The sequence below is a fragment of the Bradyrhizobium sp. Leo170 genome, assembly GCF_004296405.1.
Lineage (GTDB): Bacteria > Pseudomonadota > Alphaproteobacteria > Rhizobiales > Xanthobacteraceae > Bradyrhizobium.
In genome coordinates this window covers 1-20,530 of the sequence record NZ_PSRR01000129.1, presented here as the reverse complement: position 1 = coordinate 20,530, position 20,530 = coordinate 1, and the positions used below count along the sequence as shown (strand labels likewise).

Sequence of the window (20,530 nt, the reverse complement as noted above, 5' to 3'; positions counted from 1 at the left end):
GCCTGCCGTTCTTCGGCCCGGGCCGTGGTAAACGGTGCTTGATATCGTCCTTGAAGTCGGCCGCGACGCGCTTCAGGCGGCAGATCGCGACCGGATTCTCCTCGACGCGGCCGCGGCGGCACGCCGGCTCGCATGGACGGTCGCACGTACGCCCCAGAATGCCGGGGAACACGTTGGACTTCCAGTTGATCATGTAGGCGTCGCTGTAACGCCCCTCGGCAATCAAACGGATATATTCGGGAACCGGTGTATGTGCGGGGCAGGCCCATTGGCAGTCGACTACTTTGTGAAAGTAGTCCGGCGCCGAGATATCAGTCGGTTTCATTCCTACCTTATCCGCGCGGAACCCAAAGTCAGATGCGCGGCCTTATCTTTGCCTGCGAACGCTCAACGGACGGGCGTTCTTCTGGTTTTCCAATTGCATCATAGACGTCTCTTATTAGAGCCATTCCAGATCGGGCACACAAGCCAATTCTGCGCGACATCAGGCATTCGCGCGCTGCAGCTACGCGTATGGCGTTGGGCTCAATGAAGATTATGCGGCGGTGCAACAATTCGTGACACCGCCGGCGCGGATCACGCGCGAGGTAGGTCGCTTTTGGCGAGGTCCCACATCAGCCGGTAAATGCCGCTGGAGATCATCAGCGGCTTGTAGGCGGCGTTGTCAGCCACCAGCGCCGCAGCGGCCGGGACGGCCTTCACATCGGTGGCGTCGATCAGCACGAACCAGTCGCCGGCGCCCGCGGCGGCGTTCGACGCATCTGATGTCAGCGGCTTCGACAGGGCAGGGTCGTTTTCGATCAAGTGGATGGAGATGATCCCATCGAGCTTGGTGGGATCGAGCTGGTCCCGCAGCGCTTCGCGCAGTCTGTCCCTGCCGTCGCCGGGCGGACGAAGCCGGATGATGCCGAGCGCCGCGCCGCGGCCGGTGCCCCGGCTGACGGTGATGCGCGCGACGCCGCGGATCATGTTCTTGAAGCGCGCGATCTTGGCCCTGGACCATTCGGTCTGGTTGGCGAGTGCGGTGCGGTAGGCCGGGCTGTCCAACACCTCGAAGGTCTCAGTCGAGTAGAGGCTCAGATATTTCGGTTTTCCCTCATGTGCGACGTAGCGACGCGCCTCCAGGAAGCCATCGATGGCGACGCGCTCTTCCAGATGCTCGCGGTCGTACCAACGATTGAAATCGGCCTCGTCGGCGGGATCGATATCCATCGACGTCAGCAGCATGCCTTTTCCGGCCAAGGGCATTAGTGTTCTCCAGAAGTTTCCAACTGCGGAATTATCGTCCGCCAGTTCAGCCGTTCGGTAGCCCTGCTTTACGCATACCTTCGGCGATCCGTGCGCGCTGCGCGAGGCAAGTCGAGTTGTCTGTCGGCGCACAGGCGTGGAAGTGGGAGATAGTGAAATTGGGATCGATGGCCAGTCCCGCCTGTACCGAAGCCCGCGCTTCCTCGATCCGCCCGAGATGAGCCAACGCCGCGGCGAGATAGACGTGAACGAATGCGGCGACATTCCGATTGGTCTCGATGGACCGCTTGAACCAGTAGGCGGCAGCTTCATCGGCCGCAAGATATGACTGCGCGACACCCGCATTGGTCGTCCAGGTGAACGCTCTATTGTCACGGGGAGAAAGCCGAAATGCCTGCATGATGTAGGCTTCAGTTTCCTCGGCCCGACCGAGATAACATTTGCCAAGCCCGATCCAGCCGTAAGCGGTGGCCAGATTTCGATCCAGCGCCAACGCGCGCTCACATTCGGCGATGCCCTGAGCGGCACGTTTGGTAAAAATCTGAACGACGCCAAGGAGGCAATGCGCCATGGCGTGGTTGGGCACGTGCGCAAGGACCTCGGTCAAGGACTTTTCGGCCGCCTGGAGGCGAGCGGCCCGGTCGCCGGTCTGCATGGACGTTCCCCGCATGGCATCGACGAATGCCGTGCCGACCATCGCCTCGACGTTGCCGGCATCCAGGCATAGGGCTTGTTCGAAAAACTTGCGCGCTTGCGAGAGGTTGATGGGGTCCGATCCCCGGTTCACACACGCCATGCCCTGGAAATACAGGTCCATCGAATCCGGAAGCGGCGCCCGCGCCGCCCGCCGCGCCTCAGCCGTGACCAATTCCGTTCCAAGCTGATTGGCAAGACGCGCTCCGATTTCATCCTGCATGTCGAAGAGATCGGCGATCGGCTTGTCGAACCGTTCGGCCCACAGGTGATTGCCGGTTTCGGCATCAATGAGCTGGACGTTGATACGCATGCGGCTTCCACTACGCTGCACGGAGCCCTCGAGGACATAGCGAACGCCGAGTTCCCGACCGATCTGCTTCAGATCGACGTGCTTGCCCTTGTAGGAGAAAGCGCTGTTGCGGCCGATCACGAAGATCCCGACCATGCGCGACAAATCCGTGGTCAGGCTCTCGGTCACGCCGTCGGCGAAATATTCCTGCTCGGGATCAGGACTCAGATTAGTGAACGGCAAAACGACCAGCGAGGGTTTATCAGGAGTGGCAAAGCCTGGTTTCGGCGAGCCGCCCGGCACCGTTGCGCCCGCCGGTCCAGCCGTTTCGTGCACCGCGCCGATGAAACGGACGCCCTTACGGGGAAAGGTTCTGATGAGGCGCTGTTCGTCTCCGGAATCGCCAATCGCCCTGCGCGCAGCATTCAGGCGCGTGGTTAGAGCCACATCCGAAACGATGCGGCCTTGCCAGATGGCGCTTATGAGATCGTCTTTGCTGACGACGCGGTCCCGGTTGTCGATCAGATAGCCAAGCAAGTCGAATACCTTGGGCGCAATAGCGATGACATCCGAGCCGCGACGCAGCTCCCGCCGGGCGGTATCAAATGAAAAATCTTCAAAAAAATAGCGCAAGCGACTTGTCCGCACGGCCAATGGTGGAAGTGTCCAAGCCTGCTCGCAAGAGTAAGCCGACGATAAGGAAAAAGTAAGCCGGTGGCCAAGTCTATCTATCCTGGCCGTGGTACATCCAAAGGTAGAATTCGTCCCAGTGGGACTAGGTCGGGGGAGACAGTTGATGATCACACGTCGTGACTTGTTGACAGTGTCGGCGGCCGGTGTCGCGTTCTCCGCGGCGGGTCTCGTGCCGCGCGCCGTGGCACAACCACTTGCAAAGACCGCGCATATACTGACGGGCTTCACGCCCGGGTTGCAGGACGCGCTGGCAAGGCTGATTGCCGGCCAGATGACCGATTATGCGGAAAGCATCGTCGTCGAGACCCGGCCTGGCGCAGCCGGCCGTGTCGCGGTCGAGGCGGTTAAGACTGCCGACGCCGACGGAACGGTTATGCTGTTTGCCCCGCTTGGATTCATGATGCTCTTTCCGCACGTCTACAAGACACTCAGATATGAGCCGCGGGATTTCACCCCGGTATCGACCGTTGCCTCAACCCCAACTTTGCTGACGGTAGGTCCGAAAGTGCCGGGAGATGTAAGGACGCTTGCAGATTTTGTCACCTGGTGCCGCGCCAACCCAAAGCAGGCCACCTACGGTACGGCAGGTGTCGGCACCGCGCTGCATTTCCTCGGTGCGATGCTGGCCCGCACCGCGGCCTTTGATTTTCTTCACGTGCCCTATCAAGGACCATTTTCCCTTTGATATTGCTAGCTTTTTCACAATAAGTCCTAGCGAGGTCCTAAAACACCGGGCGACAAGGACCGACAGCCACCGACAAGAGATCGCCACAACACCGCGCCAGCTTCGTGGGCCGACGAGAACGCCGGGGCTGGCCGATGCCGAAGAAGAAGAAAGCAGCACATCAAGCGCCGCCACCCAACGATCCTCCCTTCGTGCAGTCCGTGACGCCTGAGCAAGCGACTGCGATCCAGCGGATGATGGATGCGCTCGCCAAGCTGCCGCAGCCAAAGCCGAAGCCTCAACGGCGGCCGCACCCTCTCGATCTTGGCGATTCTGCTCCACGGCCCGTAGCAGCACCGAAGCCGCGCAAGACGCGTAAACCGCGAAGCGATAAGGGGCAGTCGCAGCTTCTCCCCGACGAACAGGAGATCGAGCAGACGCAAGAGCGCTACAGCCGCTTTCTCGACGAGAACCCACAGAAGAAATGGCGGCGTCCGCAGACAGCGGCGAAGCACATCGCGGTGGAGTTTCTGAAGCGGCCTGAAGGAAGTTGGCAGACGATCCGGGACTTGATCGTCTTCCCGGTGCTTGAGCGGCGCGATCTCCTCAAAAAACAATAGCGCTATTTACCTCTAGCGTTGCGATCCGCGTCTTTAGCTTTGCGATCCGCGTCTGCAGGCGCATCATCTTCCCACGCCGACAACAACGTACCCCAAGCGATAGAGAAGATAAGGAGGTGGACCACCCATGGCCCGCGATCGAACCAACGTGGCCAAACGGAAGCCGGGCAAGAAGTCGCGCATGAAGCCGCGCAAGAAAACGGCACCGCCGAAGCGCCAGCGCGAGATCAACATGCCACCGTTTGCGACAGCGCCGCCGACGTTCGCGTTGTCGTCGACCAATTTTGCCAGTCGCACAATATCGGCCGGGACCTGTTTTACGAGTTGTTGAAGCTCGGTCTCGGACCCGATTGCATGATGTTGGGGAAGCGGCGCTTGATTTCCATCGAGGCGAGCGAGCGATGGCGCGCCGAGCGCGAGAAGGCGACCGCTGCCGAAGTGGCCGCATAACCGATCCCGCCGCGCGGGCGATGTCGCCAAGCCTGCGCGGAGGGTCTCAAAAAACTGGCGACAACAAAAACCCGGCGCCGCGGTAGGGCCGCGGGCCGGGGGGAAAGGCATCTCAATGACTAAGCTTTACAACGGAACTACGGCGGCAGCAATGCTGTACCACGCCGTCAATGGCAACCGCACGGCCAACACGGCCAAGAACGACGGCCGCGCCCGCCTGACGAAGTTTGAGCGTGCGCAGATCGTGGCCGACGTTCACGCCGGCCGCGCTTCTCTCGACGACGTCGCCAACACCAAGCAGAAACTTTGCGCCTTCGCCGACGTCTCGATTGCGTATGTCAACGTGGTCGCCCACCGCGACAAGCCCGCCAAGCCGGTCAGCGACGCCTGGATCGACGCCTGCATCCGCCGCGGTGGGGCTGACCGCTTCCTCGCGCGAATCGATGTGATGACGGCACCGCCGTCGTTTGCGGTTGCGGCTGAGTAAGTCACCGACCCTGGGCGTCGCCCACGGCGGCGCCCCTCTTTTTGGAGGAGCAAAGATGAAGACCAAAGCCCAAGAGAAGATCGAACTGCTCGAACTGCAGATCTTGGTGAACGAGATGTTGCCGTATGACATGCAGGTCAAAAGCTTTATCGACAAAATGAAGGTCGAGCTTGCGCGGTTGAAGGGACCACCGAAGCTGGTTTTCGTCTCCAGCACCGACACCGAAATCAAATCAGCCTGAACAACAACAAATACCCCAGACGCCGACCGTTAGGGCGTCTGGGGCTCTTGGTAAACCGACCGGGCAAGAGGTCGGGGTCGTCATGTACACCTCGAATTTAAGCCCGGTTGGTCCCTCACACAAGAGATGTGGGAAGTCGGGCCAATGCCAGATCCTATTATCATCCCGCCCTGTCTCGAACCGCTGGCCAACGAAGCGCGCTGGTTGGTCTGGCGCAAGGAAGCGATCGGGGGCAAGAAGCCCACCAAGGTTCCGTACCGCGCCGACTGGCCTTCGAAGAAAGCCAGCAGCAAAGATCCAACGACATGGTCGGCCCTCAAGACCGCGATGCAGGCTTACCAGCAGGGCGGCTTCGACGGCATCGCCTTCGCTTTGTTGGGCAGCAACATTGTCGCCTTCGATCTCGACGACTGCCGCGATAGCGCGACCGGCATCCTGCACGAATGGGCGCGGCAACTTGTCGAGCGTTGCGGCAGCTACAGCGAGGTCACGCCTTCCGGTGCCGGACTTCGAATTCTCGGCACCGGCAATGGCGCGATGGTCCACCGCAAATTTGCAATTGCGAACGGCGCGGCTTGCGAGATCTATCGCAACTGCACGCGTTTCATCACCGTTACCGGCGATCAGCTCGCGCCCCAATTCAATCAGCTCAAGGATCTCGATTTGATCGCCGACGAGGTTTTGACCGAGCTTGATACTGCGAAGAAGGCCAACAAACAGCAGCAGCAGTCGCCGCTATTCCGCGGGGAAGACAGCAAGGCGTCTGATCGCAGCCTTGCGGATCTCATCAAGAACGGATGTGGCGCGAGCTATGGCGGCGACAAGAGTCGCGCGGTGTGGCGCGTGATCAACGGCTCGCTCGATCAGGGAAAGTCGATCGACGAGATCATCAAGGTGTTGATCGATCCTGCCAACGGCATCAGCACACACTTGTTGAGCCGGCCCGAAGATCCGCGCGCATATGCCTGCCGTCAGATCGAGAAGGCCATGGCGGATCGCGCCGCCGAGGGCGCTTCACCGGACGGCGTGGGGCCGGACGCGGATGGCGTTGAGATCGCAAGACTCGCGAAGCTGCGGCCGGCGGATTACGACCGGGAGCGCGTTGGCGCCGCCAAGCGGATGGGCTGTCGTGCGCAAACGCTCGACCGGCTGGTGCAGGCCGAGCGCGACCGCGTTTCTGGCGGCGGCGATGCCCTACAGGGCCGTGCCGTGGTGCTTTCCGAGCCAAAGCCGTGGGATCAGGAGGTTGACGGCGTCGAGGTCGCCGACGCCATCGCGGCGGCAATCAGGCAATACGTCGTTCTGGATGATCACGCCAAGCACGCCGCGGCGTGCTGGATTCTGCATGCGCACCTGGTCGAATGTTTTTTGATCTCGCCGAGATTGTCCGTCATGTCGGCGACCAAGGGCTGCGGCAAGTCTACGATGTTGGATGCGGCGTCGCGCCTGGTGCCGCGTCCGTTGCTGGCCTCGAACGTGAGTTCGAGCGCGATCTTCCGGGCGGTTGAAAAATTCCGCCCCACGTTGTTGTGCGATGAGGCCGACACATATTGGGGCCGCCAAGGCGACGATTCGCTGCGGGGGATTCTGAATAGCGGTCACCGCAAGGGCGGCGCGGTCCTGCGTACCGCCGGCGACGATCACGAGCCGCGGATGTTTTCGACTTTCGGCGCCCTGCGTCCTCGCCTCAATCGGGGCCTTGCCGGGGACTTTGTCCGACCGTTCGATTCTGATCGAGCTGCGCCGCCGCCGCCCCAACGATACCAATGAGGCAATCGAGTCATTCCGGCTTGACCGGGTCGGGCACCTGGACGTGCTGGCCCGGAAGGCGGCGCGCTGGGCGCAGGATCACGCGGTCGAGGTCGGCGCCGCGGACCCGGAATTGCCCAAGCGGCTCGGCAACCGCCAGCGCGACAATTGGCGCACATTAAAGATGGTTGCCACGGTGATCGGCGGTCCATGGCCGGGGCGCATCGACGCCGCGGCCACGGCGGCGCAGGAGAACGGCGGTGACGAGGCGTCCCAACTCGAACAATTGCTTGAGGATATCCGGGACGTCTTTGCCGATCCCGAACTCTTCCGCGAGCCCGACAACAGGCACAACACGATCCGATCTGCGGATCTGGTCCAGCGCCTGGTCGCGCTGGAATCTCGGCCATGGGGCGAGATGGGTCGGAACAAGAAGCCGTTGACCGCGAACAAGCTGGCCCGGTTGTTGAAGCCGTTGGGCATCATCCCGGAGCGTATTGGCCCGGAGACGGATCGCGCCCGTGGGTACGTGCTTTGGCAGTTCGAAGACGCCTTCACACGCTATCTCTCCCCTTCCGAACCGCACATCCGTCCGGAATGCGATGAAATGGGCACTTCTCGCATTTTCGAACCGTCCAGCCCCGATGACGGCTGGACGGATGAAAAATTCAAGAAAGCCAATAACGACGGGCCTCCGGACGGATGGACGGCTGCAAAGGGGGGAAATAGCGAAGGGACGCCTTTTGAGCCGGGACCGGAGGCCGGAAACGGCGGAGCCTGGCCCGGCCTCAGCCAGCGTGCCATCGATCAATTCACCTTCGAGATCTCGGACTGGGCCGAGCTGCAGGACGAGGTCCCAGAGGATCTATTGCGGCGCGAGATCGGCCGCCGACTCGCCGGCAACGGGATTCCGGCCAACGCCCTGAAGACCGAGTCTGACCGCGTGCTGCGGTCCCTGTTCGAGACCTGGACGCGGGAGGACCGGCCATGAATCGCCGTGACCGTCGCGCCGAGCGCGCCAGGATCCGCAAGCGGCAGGGAGTCGGCTGCCTGCAGCGCCTGATCACCGCCCATGGCCAGCTGCGTCAGCTGCGCGGCCGCGTCGTGCACAGCGTGATCGAGCACGTTCCGGACTGCGGCATCTACGACCACCAGGACTGCTCTTGCATGCCCGGCATCTCGCTCCACTGCCGCGGCAGCGGCGAGGTCTACGAGGTCGACTAATCCGGCAACATCGAGCGCAAGACCAGGCAGTGAAGCGATGGGCAAGCGATCACCAAACAAGTTCGAGCGCCGCGAGCGCGACTTCTACGTGACGCCGATGCCGGCGACACTGCCGCTGATTCCACATTTGCGCGGCGTTCGTTTCTTCGCAGAGCCGTGTTGCGGCAGCGGCGACTTGATCAGGCACCTGGAATCCTTCGGCCTGCAGTGCGTCTGGCAAGGCGATATCCGCACCGGCCAGGACGCGCTCGCGGTCGATTCCTATGGCGGAGCCCCTGTGAACATTACCAACCCGCCGTTCACCCGCACGGTGTTGCACCGGCTGATCGTGCACTTTCAGCGCATCGCGCCGACTTGGCTGCTGCTGGAATCCGACTGGGCGCAGACCAAACAGGCGGCACCGTTCATGGTTTCGTGTTCGGACATCGTGGCTATCGGGCGCGTGAAGTGGATCGAGGGCTCCCCGCACACCGGCAAGGACAATTACGCCTGGTACCGGTTCGACGCGCGGCATAGCAGCGGCCCGGTAATATCGCGCGTTTGATCGAGCTTTCTGTCTCGTGCTGAAGGAGCGGGAAGAAGACGACTGATGCTGCGCCGTCTGCCCCACAAACCGCCACCATCGCCGGCCGAGAAAGCCGAGCGGCGGCGCTCGGGTCACCGCGAAGAGCAGCGGCGCTGGCGGCGGAAGCGGCAGCGCGACGGGGAGCGGATCGCACCGGCGACGTTTGACTGCCTGGTGGTCGAATACATGGTGAGGACGAACTGGCTCGATGCGGAGCGCGCCGATGATCCCGGCGCGGTCGGTCTTGCGTATTACGAGATGGTCGCCGATGCGGCGAGGCGGAGGGGGTGAGCGACCTAAACGGTGACATTGTCACCATTTCGGGAAAGGATTCAGGAGGTGATATTATCAACTCCTCCGGAAAGGAGGATATGGTGGCCACCTACGATTCCCGTGACGTCGCCGCCTTCATGCTCGCAGCCATGCAGCGGCAGGCTGACGCGGATGCCGTCGACGATGATCCAGCCGCCGCCTACCGGACTTTCCGATCAGCCGTCTACGCGCGCTATCCCGGGCTGAGCGAAGCGCAGTTCGCCGAGGCGCTGCAGCTCGCCGCGATCACGGCCGAGGACGATGCGAAGTTTGCGCGGGGTCCAAATAATCCGTGAGCGCTCTACGCCTGGCGGCTCGAATCGAGCTGCGCCAGGCGCTGGTCGACCTCGACCGCAGGCAGGCGATCGACTTGCCGGCGCTGCCGTCGACGCGCAGCGTGAACTAAGCCGGCCAAACCGCGAGAGCGGCCCATGCTCGCAGAGAAGGTCTTCCTGGTGCTGGAAGCCCTGTTCAGAAGCCGCGGCTATCTCGACGGTAGCCCGCGCGTCGTAAGCAGCTCGCCGCATGTGCCGGCCCCCTCGGTGAGCTTGCAACGTCTGATTTGTCCGCCGACGGCGCCAAAGCAACCATCGGTACGCAAAAGTTTCGAGACCGGGAATTTTGGTCGCGGCCAGCGTTCAAGGGGGGGGGGGAGGTGCTGAAAATCCGAAGGTCCTTCGAGTTCCAGCGCGGCGGCGCCGCAACTTTAACGGCCGCAGGTTGGAGGAAATTTTCCCCAGCGAGGCGTGTCCGCTTAGCTCCCAAGAGCTGAAGGATTGCGGTCATCGCGGAAACCGCCGCTTAGGGCCGATTGTGTTGAAAAAGTCGAAAATGCTACCAAGGCAAAATTCTCGCAAAAGCTTGCCGGCGGCTGATTTCTTCTGAGAATGCGTTCGTCATGCAAAGTAGAAAGTCGCTGATCGATTTTGTTCGAGTTGGCGTGGTCCACTGTGTCTGACTGCGTTAAACGCATCAGCGGCTCTTAAAAAATTGGCCCCGACGGCGGCGAGGACTTTTTCAACACAATCGGCCATAACCGGACTCATGCGCCGCGACAACCGCATCTCATCTCGCCAACTAAGCGGCAGTCGTGCGGTCCTACCTAGAGGGACTCGAAAAAGACGTAGTTCTGCCAGCTTCGCATCCGCAGAAGAATTTTCCGCAGCAATGACCATTCGTGAAAATGCTCGGTGTAGATGGCGGCTTCGCCTGATGAACCAAGCGGAACCTGGTAGCCCGACATATCATCGACGATGTCGAGGATGGCCAGAGCCCGATCTCATCCCGACCGACAATGACTCGGCAGTGCGACCTCCAATGTCGTGATTGGACCTGCCGCGCATGATCCGACTTGATTGATTTGGCCTCATCGCCCGATTGAAGTAGGTCAGGATTGTTGAGCAATCTCGAAATTGCGCCTGCTCGATGCGATGGAGTGACCTTTGACGCAATGAAACGTCTACTGGGAAGGCCAGTATGGATCGGGTGCCCTTGACCTAGATCAACACAGGGCACGTAAATCGATCGAGGCTTACTGTTGGGGAGAGGGCCGGTCCAGCGGACAGCGCGCGCATGACCATAGATCCAATCCACCAGTTCAACATCAACACCCTCTTCACAATCGGCCGCATCGGCGGCCAAACGATCGCCTTCACTAATTCCTCAGCCTACATGTTGCTCTCGGTGGCGGTGATTTGGTTGCTGGCGATTGTTGGCATGAGACGCCGGCAACTCGTTCCCGGCCGTTTCCAGGCGGTGGCCGAATTGAGCTACGAGTTCGTGGCCAGCATGATCCGCTCCATCGCCGGCCACGAAGGCATGAAGTTCTTCCCGCTGATCTACTCGCTGTTCATGTTTATTTTGGTCGTGAACGTGATTAGCATTATTCCCTACACCTTCTCGGTAACAAGCCAGATCATCGTCACGGCCGCGTTCGCGCTGCTCGTATTCTTCATAGTGTTGATCTATGGCTTCTACAAGAACGGCTTGAAATTCTTCAAAATCTTCGTGCCGCCGGGCGTTCCGATGTATATCTTGCCGCTAGTCGTCACGATCGAGATCGTTTCCTTCTTGACACGGCCGCTGTCGCATAGCGTACGTCTGTTCGCCAACATGCTGGCCGGTCATATCACGCTGAAGGTGTTCGCGGGCTTTGTGGTCCTGCTCGGTACCTCGTTCGGCGCGATCGGCTGGCTCGGCGGTGTCGCGCCGCTGGCATTGACGGTTGCGCTGACTGCGCTTGAGCTGCTCGTGGCGTTTCTGCAGGCCTACGTATTTGCGATCCTGACCTGCATCTATCTCAACGACGCCCTTCATGGAGGACACTAGGCGAAGGGGATCGGCTCAGCAATTTCTAGCAGCAAACTCCAATTGCTTGCTCGCTCAGTGACAGCAAGCTTGGACCAGGAAACGATTGTTTGAGTCCTCCCGGACAAGAGATACTACAAGCCGTTTTGGCTTCCGCTCAAGGCGCCGGGCTTGCAAGCATCACCAGCCGCGACAGCCGTATCCGTAGTAAGCCCTCCCCGGCCCCCCAAACTCCACCGCCGTAGTAGGGGCCGCCTGCATAGTAGCTGACCACTTCCGAACGCAAAGCCCTCGTTTCACCAGCCCCAGCCGCCGCCGTAGTAGCGCGGAAACAGCGTTGGCCGTCCGGTGACGTAGCTGCGGTTGGCGTAGCCGCCGTAATAGCCGCCAGGGGGGCCGCCAGCGGCATAAGCGCCGTAATAGCCGCCAGTGCCATAGCCACCGTAGTAGCGCGGAAATAGCGTTGGCCGTCTGGTGACGTAGCTGCGGTTGGCGTAGCCGCCAGGGTAGCCGCCATAAGTGCCGTAATAGCCGCCAGTACCGTAGCCGCCATTATAGCCTGCGCCTGTGTAGTAAGGGCTACCTCCCCAGCCCCAGTTAGGTGAGGTGGCGGCGACGGCGGCAGCCGTGCCGACCGCGGCGGCGCCTGCGACGCCGGCCCCGTAACCGTACGCAGCCCGCCGGTTTTGTCGACGCGCAACGCCTGCAACGCTCACGGGGGTCAACGGACGACCGATCCGCGCTTGGGCGCTTTCGATCGACAGCGTCACGCCGCGCTGCTCAGACCAGCTGAAGGAGAGCAGCGCCGCACAGGCAAAGGTCGAAATCGCAATGGCAACTTTTGTCACAGTGGCCTGCGTCATATTGCTTCCTCCATTTTTTTCTGCCCCAATTTTGCGACGCCCTTTTTCTGTTGGCACGCATTGCGCGGGTCAAAGGGCTTGCCCGCACAGAGTTGAAGCAACGAAGGTTCAACGAACTGAAAGGCGGGCCGCCGGCAAGTCCGCCTCTCTTAATAATTTGCTACGGGCGAGATGGCGACGTACCTGGTGATGGGCTGGGGGTGCCTGTTGACGGCACCGAAGAGCGGGCTTTTTCGATCAGGGTCGTGGTCGCTTCCACACAAGCCTTCATACTATCATTCGGATCACATCGAACGGCGATTGTCGCATCGCCCGCGCGCATGAAGAAGCCAAACCCGCTTCCGCGCCGCATGCGTCTAGCGAAGCCTTCATCGCCGGGACCACCCAATATTTCGTCTAGGTCGTGGTCACGTGTGCCATATGACGAATGGCGATCGCCCGAGTCGGTGCGGCCTTGGCTATAAGCTGGCGGGGGCGCGAGTAGAATCCCAATCGCCACAAGAAGGACCTTTTTCATTCTATTTCTCCTCGTTGCTGGCTGGACTTGGCTAATCGCGGCAGATACGCCTGCGAACGATGACCAGGAAGTCTCCGTCTTCGTCGCGTAGACTTCTGGTTATGAAATAGCATTCCTCGCCACGCCTCTCCGCGATCCTTTCGCGCAACCGATCGCGTAAATCATCATCACCTGTAAGCCTCTCCATTATCCGATCGCGAAGCCGGTGGCGCTGTCCTCCATGATCCTCATCCATTCCGCTGTCGCGTTGATCCCGGAGCAGGTCCCTGATCAACTCGCGCCGTTCAAGGCGAGCTTGGAGCCGTTCCATCAGGCGTTCGCGCAAATCACTTCTGGTGTCCTCTTCATGATCAGCCCAATCGTGATGATCGCTGCAATCGTGCGAGGAGGCAGGTGTGGTTGTTGCGGATAAGAGGGTGGTCGCGGCAAAAAGAGCGAGTGCTGTTGTGGCTAGTTGAGGTAACCGTGCCATGTTTGCACCTCATCGAGTGCGATGGGACAGCCCCGTTTTGAGCATATGCTTTTCAAGCAGATCGTCAATTGAATCGGATATTCCCAATAGGTCAGCAACACTTGCGTGAGTTGCGGGCCATTTCAATCGCACAGGAAGGATGTCTGTTGCGGGTCTTGGCTGTTCTCTAATTCCGGGCCTGCGGCCAAGACTCTCCAAACACATCCTTGCCGGGTTCATGGTTCTCTCCGCGGTAGGGGCATGCCCTCCGCATAATGGCGTAGGATGACGCTGGCGGATCAATGTGTGAAGCGCGCTTGCTTTTGAGCATCGCAAAGCCAGGGGCTATCGCACCAACGCCAGCGTCCCGGCAGGGACATTGGCTCCCGCCAGCGGTCGGCGGGATTCGATAGTCTTATGCTGTTTGGTCGGCAGTCTCCTTTGATGACCATTTGAAGTTGGTGCCATCAACCCACATCCGGTGCAGAATGACGGCAAGTTTTCGCGCAACGGCAACCTTGGCTTTGCGCAGTCCGCTTCGCTTCGCAAGCCGAATGCCCCAGGCTTTGAGCGCCGACCATTTTGCTACACGGGTGAGCAGTACGTTGGCTGCTTCGTAGAGATAGCTGCGCAACATCTTGTCGCCACACTTCGAGATTCGACCCGTCCAGTCGATCTCGCCGGAAGCGTACCGTCGGGTCGTTAATCCGACATAGGCTCCGACGCTTCTTGACCGTTTGAAGCGCCTAGGGTCATCGATCGTTGCAAGAAAGCAAAGAGCCGTGACAGGGCCGATGCCAGGCGCCGTCATGAACTGTCGCACTTGAGCATTGTTGCGTGCGAGCTTCATGACCATGCGGTCGAGATCCGCAATCTGCTGCGCGATGGCCACTCGGGCGGTGAGTAGCGGCGTTACCGCAACGGCGAGTTCCGGCCGCTCTTCGGTGAGCTCTTCGGCACGCAATGCGAATGTGTTCATCTTCGCCGGGCCAATAACAAGCCCAAGGTTCTTGAGCAGCCCGCGGACTTGATTCTCAAGATCCCGTTTGATCTTGACGAGCAGAGCGCGGCTGACGAGAAGCGCCCTGACCGCGTGACTGTCGAGGTCTTTGACGCGCACTTCTTTATACCATCCACATTGCATGATACGGGCGATGCCTATGGCATCGGAACAGCCAGGGTCACAAGCCGTAATGCTCGCGGCGAGCAAATCACGGCAGCTCGCCTGCGAAAGGAGGCCTGAGCGAGACCTGCCAAATCCGTCGCGATGGGCCCTCACCGGACTCGTTCATCGCAGCAATTGTCCTCTTCGATCAACTTGCCGGGCGCCTGACGAGCAGTGCTGGAACGAGATCAGGCGTCGCCGACGGTTATTTTCCCCGCGCGTGCTGGTCGAACACGCTCAGCACGACAAGTGTCATGGCCTCAACACTGGTTTCAATGGTCGGCTTCGGCTGGCGCGAATAAGGGCGAGTTGGTTGCCCGGCGATTGCAGGCCGTCGCCCTCGCGGGCCGCGGCGACGCGCTCCGGCTCATAGACGCCGGAAAAACATCGAGGGCAGGGCAGCCCGCATCTCGGCAGCCAATTTAGCCGCGGTCTTCTCTTAGACCCGACGTAACAGCGGCATATCGCGCTTCGTAACCGCTGCCCCCTATGCCGCCAGGGCAAAAAACCGGAAACCGGCTACCGCGAGGTTGTCGGGAGATACCTGAACCGGCTCGCTAACCGTCTCTGACTCTGCCAACAGAAGGCAGGTCGGACAGTTGAACAGATGCAGATTGGTTGCGGGGACAAATCTAACAAGCTCCGATCGACACCACTGCATCTCGCTGCCGCAGGTTGGGCAGGTTGGCGCTTCACGGTCTTCAAGCGAGTGCTTCAGTCTGTCCATCACAACCCTCCCCAGGTCGAGTGATGAAAGCCCCAAGCCCAACAGGCAAAGCCTTGAGTCGCAGGTTTGCAGCGTTATCTGCTACCTTGTTCACGACTTTTTCCAGGCGTCTTCTAGGCATCACTCGGACTGGCCGTCGCCTGTTCCCGGAGGAGAACCCACGGTCTATGCACACAGGCAACACGACTCTTCTTGTTGGCGAATGCTACGGCCGCCGCTCGACTCCGTGCTTGCGCACGTGGCGGAATGACTAGCCTTTACGAACAATTAACTCTCGTCAGGGTCAAGAGCGTCGTTTGGGAAGTCGGCCGGTTACTGCCGGTCTACCCCTATGAGGGACCATCTCAGGGTGCGCTCGGACCTTCGCGTTAGGGCCCAGCAGCAGAAGTCGGAAGTTCGGCCATGCTAAGTCCGATCTACCCCCGAGAGCCGGGGTTTCAGGTGGCATTACGTTTTTTCGGCTCCGCGCCAGAGGTGGATTCGTTGGGCTCCGGTGCCTGCCGTGCTCGCGATGTGCGCTCTTACGTCGGGCTCCCCGTGCGCGCGCAAGCCGGCGCCGCCCGCGTTCGACCACCTTGGTCAGCCTCGGAACGCTCCGCCTATCGCTCCGCAACGACCCACGTCAAAATGGTCTGCACCGCTGTGAGGCTTGGATCATCAGACTTTCGAACGATCGTAAGCAACTGAAACCACAAATCATCGTCGGCATGTTCGACGAATTCGCGAACCGCACCCGCGGCAAAATCCGCCACGGTCATGGACGCCGCGGCGGCGCGGCGCTCGAGCTGCCCCGCGATGCGCGGATCCAACGTCGTCAAGACGCCGGCTGCGACATCGGGCTGGTCAAGCTGCGCGATGAGTACTCCGAGCACGGTGCGTCAGTCCTGCGGTCATGCCTTCCTTGACGTGGCGAGCCCAAACACCTGAGGCCGCTTTATAAGCTGCGCTCCTATAGCCGCTCGAGGTTGATCTAAGTCAATGAACCTGCCAAAGCGACGTGGACCGCTCGCGGAAATATCAAGATGGAGTGGTCATGGACATGCAATATGGAGACGCGTCTATTTGTTGCCTCGCTACAGCCGCTTAGAGGCCGTCCAGGCGTGTGAGAACCCCTTTGTAAGTGACAGGCCCGAGAATGCTCGGCATCGGTTTAGCGGCCTCGATCGGGGTGGCAATGAGGGTTCTGAACTCTCCGGCGCCGCTACATGTGTCGCTTACGTTTGAATCGCCTGCGGCAGTGGTCTGCAGCCCAGGATCGCTATGACGCGTTTCATGTTGTAGGCGAGCACATTAAGCGCCATCTCGGTTGCTACCTTGTGTCGTCTTCGCATCAGAAAGTGCGTCGCCCCCATCCAGGCCTTGATGGTCCCGAACGGATGTTCCGCCGTCGGCCGGCGTAAGGTCATCCTGTTGGGGTCCTGATCGAGCCGCTGCTGAACCTTCTCCAGCACAGCCTCGTGCGCCCAACGCGGAATACGCCGTTCGGGGCCAGTCGTGCCCTGAGCTTTGAGTGCACAGGTGCGGCAAGCAGTCGTCCAGTAACGGCGGAGCATCTTGCCATGCTCCTCGACAGTGAAGCGATATGTCAGCCGCTCACCGGCAGGACAGCGATAGATATCCTCCGCCGCAACATAGATGAAGTCCTGCTTGCCAAAACGACCTGCGGGCTTTTGCACCAGAGGTCAGCGGTTTTGGCAATGTGACCGTGATGCCAGCTGCCTCACAAGCAAGAATCTCTTGGCTATCGTAGTAGCCGCGATCGGCAACGACGTTGAGCGTCTCGACAACCATCTCGGCACGAGCTTGGTCGGCCATGCTGGCGAGTTGGTGGCGGTCGCTGCCGACGTTGGTCACCTCGTGAGCCACGATGAGATGATGCTGCGTATCTACTGCAATCTGCACGTTGTAGCCAACGATGCCAGTGTCCTTGCCACTTGTCGCCATCGAGCGCGCGTCAGGATCGGAGAGCGAGATCTGCTTGTCCTCGCTCTTCATCATCTCCACGTTGATAGCGTTAAGTCGGACGATCTCCTCCTTAAGCTTCTCAATCTTGCCCTTCAACCGTTCAACCTTCGCCTCCGGCACCGCATCGCCATGTCGATCGGCGGTTTCAAGCTGAGAGAGATAGCGAGCGATGCTCTCATCGATCCGCTCAAGACGTCTCCTCATCTTGGCCTCGGTGAAGTTCTTGTCCCACGCATTGACAGCCTTGAACTTTGATCCGTCAATGGCGACGCTCGCTTCACTGAACAGATCAAGCTTGCGGCACAGCGCCACGAACTCGCGACAGACCTCTTGAATGGCCTTGCCATTGTCCTTGCGGAAATCCGCGATGGTCTTGAAGTCTGGCGCCAGCTGCCCCGTCAGCCAGATCGGCTCGATGTTGCGCTGACATTCCCGCTCGAGGCGCCGGCACGACGGAACCCGATTAAGATAGCCGTAGATGTAGAGCTTGAGCATGATTCCGGGGTGATAGCTGGGTCGGCCGGTCTCCAGTGGCTGGACACCCACGAACCCCAGCCTGTCGAGATCGAGACTGTCGACGAACACGTCGACAGCTCGCACCGGGTTGTCCTCGGTCACATACTCGTCGAGCGAAGCCGGAAACAGTGTGCTCTGCCCGCGATCCAACCCTTCGACAAAGCGCTTCATCTGATGCCCCGCGAAATCAGCGGGAATCTTACCGCGCGAATCACTTTAGACAGAGCGTTTTCACACACCCTGGGCCAGTAGGAGACATTGGCTCCTCTCGCGGACTACGCCGCCCTGCCCAACTGCTGATCGTTGAGCTGCTGCGCCTTGCTACTCCTGAACGAAAGCCAGAAGGTCGGCATTGAATTCGTTCCTATTCGTGGCAGGGAGGCCATGGCTACCGCCCGCATAAACCTTGAGCCTGGCATTCTTGACGAGCTTTGACGCCAGGCGGGCGGTCACCTCGATTGGCACAGTCTGGTCATCGTCGCCATGAATGAATAGCGTCGGCACGTCGAACTTCTTCAGATCCTCCGTCAGATCTGTCTCGGAAAAGGCTTTTACACAGTCATAGACGGCCTTCAGCCCGTTCTGCATGGCCTGCAGCCAGAACTCGTCCAGCATCCCTCGGGAAATCCTCGATCCGTCCCGGTTGGCACCGAGGAAGCGAACGGCGAGGTCCTTGAAGTAATCCGCCCTATCGGCGCTAAGGCCTGTCCGGATGCCGTCGAAGACCGAGAGCGCCAAGCCATCCGGGTTCGCCTCGGTCTTGAGCATCAAGGGTGGGGTTGCACCCACCAACAGCACCTTGGCCACGCGCTCGGTACCATATCGCCCGATATAGCGCGTCACCTCACCGCCGCCCATTGAATGGCCAACTAAGATAATGTTCTTGAGGTCAAGCGCCTCGATCACCGCTGCGAGATCATCGGCAAAGGTATCCATATCGTTGCCATGCCAGGTCTGGCTAGACCGGCCATGGCCACGTCGGTCGTGGGCGACGGCGCGATAGCCCCGCGAGGCGATGAAGAACAATTGGTTGTCCCAGGAATCGGCATTGAGCGGCCAAGGATGGCTGAATACCACCGGCTGTCCGCTTCCCCAATCCTTGTAAAAGATTCGCGCATCATCCTTCGTAACCGCCGCGCTCATGGTGACTCCTGCTGTGAAAGAGATGTCTCACTTGATCCGAAAGCTCTGATCAAGAATTCTCGACTTATTCACGCTTGCCAGAGCTGCTCATACGATCGGACAATCTCGCGCGCCTGATCGGGCGTAAGATCCTCCTAAGGCCGCAACCCCTCGAACTTATGCAATGTCCAGCGCCCATGGAAGTGAAACGAATTCAAGCGAGAAATGAGGGATCTGCATTCGCAGCATCCAACCTTTTATCCTTCTTGACGCTGTGGCGTGTTAACCGCCAGCAGGTGCGACTTCCGGTACGGGTCGATGCTGTCGAAAAAGTCTTTTCTGGCTAACGAACGAAATTTGTCGGCCCACTGGTGCGTCCCATGCGGAGCAATGTGAGGGACCACATCGAATTGCGGCAAAACGATCACAGACCCTCGTATACCCTGCAGAGGCTTACGCCGACCGAGACAACCAAAACCTGACCTTTGCGAGATTTTCGGAGCCCCTCAATTTTCGACTTTTTCGACAGCATCAGCCAGAGTCGGAAGTATCCAGAGCGAGCAGCTAATGTCTGTTGTGACTTCACGAGCGGACTTTTGCACGGCCCGATAGCTACCCCGGTGCGAAGCAAACCGTGGTAATCTGTCCGGCATCACGGAGTAACGGAGGCTGTTATGCCCGGTCCGCCGCCTGAAGGTCCGCATTTACGCCTACTCAAGGGCAACCCGTTCAAGCGCCGCGTCCGCGTTCCGCCCGAGCCTGCACGCGCGGAGGAATGTCCGCCGCCGCCCGAGCATCTGAATGCCTACGCGAAGGAAATGTGGCATCAGCTGGCGCCCGAATTGTTTCGACTCGGTTTACTCACCGTTCTCGATGTCGGACCGTTCAGCGCCTACTGCAGCGCAGCCGCTCAGCTCAGACAGGCCGAGGAGGCGATCCAACGAATGGCCGAGCAGGATGAGCGTGGCCATGCGCTGACGATCAAAGGCAGCGCGGGAGGTTACGAACCCGCTGCTGCGCATCGCGAGCCAAGCGATGGCCGATTCGCGGCGTATCGGTGCTCAGTTCGGCTTGACGCCGTCCGGGCGACTGCGGCTCAGCGGCATCAAGTCGCCGCCACCGCCGTCGAAGTTCGATGGCTTGCTTGGAAGCTGATCGAGGCGCATTTCCCTAATTGGTGGTCTTTAGCTGGAGGGCTAGTCAGGCGCCTAAACCGTTCACCCTGTCGCCGTGTGTTGCGACAGTGGGGTTTGAATCTCAGATAGTCCGGCCAACCTCGACGCGCGGCTTTGGCGAGCCAGGCTCAGGTCCGCTTTTCGGGGCGAAGCGGGATCTGAACCGTCGGCAGGAACCGACTGAGTCGGCCGAATGACCCCATAAGAGACATCGGCAAGCTGCTGCTACTCGCTCGCCTCGTTGGCGCGGGCGAGCAGCGTCGGCGAGGGGCGAACGGCCAGGCCCATCTAAAATCCGAAGCCGTGCTGCGCATTGCGCGCGAGGCTTCCGCGCTGGCAGTGGACATGGGTCCTCCCATTCATCCCACGGGTGACCGCGACGCGATATATGACTTGGTCGCGCGCAACCGCTATCGCCGGTTTAGCCGTCGTGACGCTTGCATCCTGTTGAATTCGGATCGCTCGTGGCCATCGTGAACCGCCC

19 protein-coding genes and 5 pseudogenes are annotated in these 20,530 nt (G+C 60.3%); 14 read left to right on the top strand and 10 right to left on the bottom strand.

Features of this window, described 5'->3' with window-relative positions; translation table 11 throughout:
• The 3 genes and pseudogenes from CWO89_RS21585 to CWO89_RS21575 form a co-directional block, all read right to left on the bottom strand.
• Window positions 1-325, bottom strand: a pseudogene (locus CWO89_RS21585) (FAD-dependent oxidoreductase); the annotation flags it as partial.
• Between the two features lie 251 nt (window positions 326-576).
• A complete protein-coding gene (locus tag CWO89_RS21580) occupies window positions 577-1,248 on the bottom strand; it encodes a DUF4286 family protein (protein ID WP_130580763.1) in 672 nt (223 codons plus the stop codon).
• 46 nt (window positions 1,249-1,294) lie between these two features.
• Window positions 1,295-2,866, bottom strand: coding sequence for a winged helix-turn-helix domain-containing tetratricopeptide repeat protein (locus tag CWO89_RS21575; RefSeq protein WP_130580762.1), 1,572 nt, complete (start codon window positions 2,864-2,866; stop codon window positions 1,295-1,297).
• Window positions 2,867-3,029: 163 nt separating this feature from the next.
• Between CWO89_RS21575 and CWO89_RS21570 the strand changes: the two genes are divergently transcribed.
• Together CWO89_RS21570 and CWO89_RS21565 are read left to right on the top strand one after the other, a co-directional pair.
• Window positions 3,030-3,611 (top strand): Bug family tripartite tricarboxylate transporter substrate binding protein, encoded by a 582-nt coding sequence (locus CWO89_RS21570; RefSeq protein WP_245476429.1) that lies wholly within the window; start codon window positions 3,030-3,032, stop codon window positions 3,609-3,611.
• A gap of 134 nt (window positions 3,612-3,745) precedes the next feature.
• Window positions 3,746-4,210: a hypothetical protein gene (locus CWO89_RS21565; protein ID WP_130580761.1), complete on the top strand. Its 465-nt coding sequence runs from the start codon at window positions 3,746-3,748 to the stop codon at window positions 4,208-4,210.
• 63 nt (window positions 4,211-4,273) lie between these two features.
• Here CWO89_RS21565 and CWO89_RS21560 read toward each other — a convergent pair whose 3' ends face one another.
• Window positions 4,274-4,690: a hypothetical protein gene (locus CWO89_RS21560; RefSeq protein ID WP_130580760.1), complete on the bottom strand. Its 417-nt coding sequence runs from the start codon at window positions 4,688-4,690 to the stop codon at window positions 4,274-4,276.
• Window positions 4,691-4,775: 85 nt separating this feature from the next.
• Here CWO89_RS21560 and CWO89_RS21555 point away from each other — a divergent pair, with 85 nt between their 5' ends.
• The 9 genes from CWO89_RS21555 to CWO89_RS21510 all read left to right on the top strand — a co-directional run bounded on the left by CWO89_RS21555 (window position 4,776) and on the right by CWO89_RS21510 (window position 11,566).
• A complete protein-coding gene (locus CWO89_RS21555) occupies window positions 4,776-5,147 on the top strand; it encodes a hypothetical protein (RefSeq protein WP_130580759.1) in 372 nt (123 codons plus the stop codon).
• Window positions 5,148-5,202: 55 nt separating this feature from the next.
• A complete protein-coding gene (locus tag CWO89_RS21550; protein ID WP_130580758.1) occupies window positions 5,203-5,388 on the top strand; it encodes a hypothetical protein in 186 nt (61 codons plus the stop codon).
• A gap of 144 nt (window positions 5,389-5,532) precedes the next feature.
• Entirely contained in the window at window positions 5,533-7,158 is a 1,626-nt protein-coding gene (locus tag CWO89_RS46015) for a hypothetical protein (protein WP_165421268.1), read from the top strand.
• Window positions 7,100-8,128 (top strand): DUF3631 domain-containing protein, encoded by a 1,029-nt coding sequence (locus CWO89_RS21545; RefSeq protein WP_165421267.1) that lies wholly within the window; start codon window positions 7,100-7,102, stop codon window positions 8,126-8,128. Before CWO89_RS46015 ends, CWO89_RS21545 begins: the two co-directional genes overlap by 59 nt.
• Entirely contained in the window at window positions 8,125-8,361 is a 237-nt protein-coding gene (locus tag CWO89_RS21540) for a hypothetical protein (RefSeq protein WP_130580756.1), read from the top strand. The genes CWO89_RS21545 and CWO89_RS21540 overlap by 4 nt, the downstream gene beginning before the upstream one ends.
• Window positions 8,362-8,398: 37 nt before the next feature.
• Window positions 8,399-8,905, top strand: a complete 507-nt coding sequence (locus tag CWO89_RS21535) for a hypothetical protein (protein WP_130580755.1) — start codon at window positions 8,399-8,401, stop codon at window positions 8,903-8,905.
• Between the two features lie 45 nt (window positions 8,906-8,950).
• The gene (locus tag CWO89_RS21530) at window positions 8,951-9,217 is read left to right on the top strand and encodes a hypothetical protein (protein WP_130580753.1); all 267 of its coding nucleotides are present in this window, start codon (window positions 8,951-8,953) and stop codon (window positions 9,215-9,217) included.
• 83 nt (window positions 9,218-9,300) lie between these two features.
• Window positions 9,301-9,534, top strand: a complete 234-nt coding sequence (locus CWO89_RS21525) for a hypothetical protein (RefSeq protein ID WP_130580751.1) — start codon at window positions 9,301-9,303, stop codon at window positions 9,532-9,534.
• Between the two features lie 1,276 nt (window positions 9,535-10,810).
• Window positions 10,811-11,566 carry a F0F1 ATP synthase subunit A gene (locus tag CWO89_RS21510; protein WP_130580748.1) on the top strand — a complete coding sequence of 252 codons (756 nt, stop codon included), beginning with the start codon at window positions 10,811-10,813 and terminating at the stop codon, window positions 11,564-11,566.
• Window positions 11,567-12,221: 655 nt separating this feature from the next.
• Here CWO89_RS21510 and CWO89_RS48000 read toward each other — a convergent pair.
• From CWO89_RS48000 to CWO89_RS21485, 4 genes and pseudogenes are all read right to left on the bottom strand, one after another.
• Window positions 12,222-12,408 (bottom strand): annotated as a pseudogene (locus CWO89_RS48000) (hypothetical protein); the annotation flags it as partial.
• 548 nt (window positions 12,409-12,956) lie between these two features.
• Window positions 12,957-13,397 (bottom strand): hypothetical protein, encoded by a 441-nt coding sequence (locus CWO89_RS21495; protein WP_130580742.1) that lies wholly within the window; start codon window positions 13,395-13,397, stop codon window positions 12,957-12,959.
• Between the two features lie 394 nt (window positions 13,398-13,791).
• Window positions 13,792-14,586, bottom strand: a complete 795-nt coding sequence (locus CWO89_RS21490; RefSeq protein WP_130580740.1) for an IS110 family RNA-guided transposase — start codon at window positions 14,584-14,586, stop codon at window positions 13,792-13,794.
• Window positions 14,587-15,028: 442 nt separating this feature from the next.
• A complete protein-coding gene (locus tag CWO89_RS21485; RefSeq protein ID WP_130580739.1) occupies window positions 15,029-15,268 on the bottom strand; it encodes a hypothetical protein in 240 nt (79 codons plus the stop codon).
• Window positions 15,269-15,975: 707 nt separating this feature from the next.
• Between CWO89_RS21485 and CWO89_RS21480 the strand changes: the two genes are divergently transcribed.
• Window positions 15,976-16,173, top strand: a complete 198-nt coding sequence (locus tag CWO89_RS21480) for a hypothetical protein (protein WP_130580737.1) — start codon at window positions 15,976-15,978, stop codon at window positions 16,171-16,173.
• Between the two features lie 309 nt (window positions 16,174-16,482).
• Here the strand turns inward: CWO89_RS21480 and CWO89_RS21475 are convergent.
• Together CWO89_RS21475 and CWO89_RS21470 are read right to left on the bottom strand one after the other, a co-directional pair.
• A pseudogene (locus CWO89_RS21475) lies at window positions 16,483-17,920 on the bottom strand (IS1182 family transposase).
• Between the two features lie 150 nt (window positions 17,921-18,070).
• A complete protein-coding gene (locus CWO89_RS21470; RefSeq protein WP_130580735.1) occupies window positions 18,071-18,892 on the bottom strand; it encodes an alpha/beta fold hydrolase in 822 nt (273 codons plus the stop codon).
• Between the two features lie 653 nt (window positions 18,893-19,545).
• On the opposite strand from CWO89_RS21470, the pseudogene CWO89_RS49600 reads away from it, so the two are divergent.
• Window positions 19,546-19,755 (top strand): annotated as a pseudogene (locus tag CWO89_RS49600) (hypothetical protein); the annotation flags it as partial.
• 121 nt (window positions 19,756-19,876) lie between these two features.
• Window positions 19,877-20,026, top strand: a pseudogene (locus tag CWO89_RS49595) (P27 family phage terminase small subunit); the annotation flags it as partial.
• Between the last annotated feature and the right edge of the window lie 504 nt (window positions 20,027-20,530).

Excerpts from the sequence above, each read along its gene's own strand:
- CWO89_RS21535 (WP_130580755.1), top strand. The coding sequence starts at position 8,399 with ATGGGCAAGCGATCACCAAACAAGTTCGAGCGCCGCGAGCGCGACTTC.
- CWO89_RS21570 (WP_245476429.1), top strand. The coding sequence starts at position 3,030 with ATGATCACACGTCGTGACTTGTTGACAGTGTCGGCGGCCGGTGTCGCG.
- CWO89_RS21470 (WP_130580735.1), bottom strand. The coding sequence starts at position 18,892 with ATGAGCGCGGCGGTTACGAAGGATGATGCGCGAATCTTTTACAAGGAT.
- CWO89_RS21540 (WP_130580756.1), top strand. The coding sequence starts at position 8,125 with ATGAATCGCCGTGACCGTCGCGCCGAGCGCGCCAGGATCCGCAAGCGG.
- CWO89_RS21580 (WP_130580763.1), bottom strand. The coding sequence starts at position 1,248 with ATGCCCTTGGCCGGAAAAGGCATGCTGCTGACGTCGATGGATATCGAT.
- CWO89_RS46015 (WP_165421268.1), top strand. The coding sequence starts at position 5,533 with ATGCCAGATCCTATTATCATCCCGCCCTGTCTCGAACCGCTGGCCAAC.
- CWO89_RS21555 (WP_130580759.1), top strand. The coding sequence starts at position 4,776 with ATGACTAAGCTTTACAACGGAACTACGGCGGCAGCAATGCTGTACCAC.
- CWO89_RS21485 (WP_130580739.1), bottom strand. The coding sequence starts at position 15,268 with ATGGACAGACTGAAGCACTCGCTTGAAGACCGTGAAGCGCCAACCTGC.
- CWO89_RS21495 (WP_130580742.1), bottom strand. The coding sequence starts at position 13,397 with ATGGCACGGTTACCTCAACTAGCCACAACAGCACTCGCTCTTTTTGCC.
- CWO89_RS21530 (WP_130580753.1), top strand. The coding sequence starts at position 8,951 with ATGCTGCGCCGTCTGCCCCACAAACCGCCACCATCGCCGGCCGAGAAA.
- CWO89_RS21550 (WP_130580758.1), top strand. The coding sequence starts at position 5,203 with ATGAAGACCAAAGCCCAAGAGAAGATCGAACTGCTCGAACTGCAGATC.
- CWO89_RS21510 (WP_130580748.1), top strand. The coding sequence starts at position 10,811 with ATGACCATAGATCCAATCCACCAGTTCAACATCAACACCCTCTTCACA.
- CWO89_RS21480 (WP_130580737.1), top strand. The coding sequence starts at position 15,976 with ATGTTCGACGAATTCGCGAACCGCACCCGCGGCAAAATCCGCCACGGT.
- CWO89_RS21565 (WP_130580761.1), top strand. The coding sequence starts at position 3,746 with ATGCCGAAGAAGAAGAAAGCAGCACATCAAGCGCCGCCACCCAACGAT.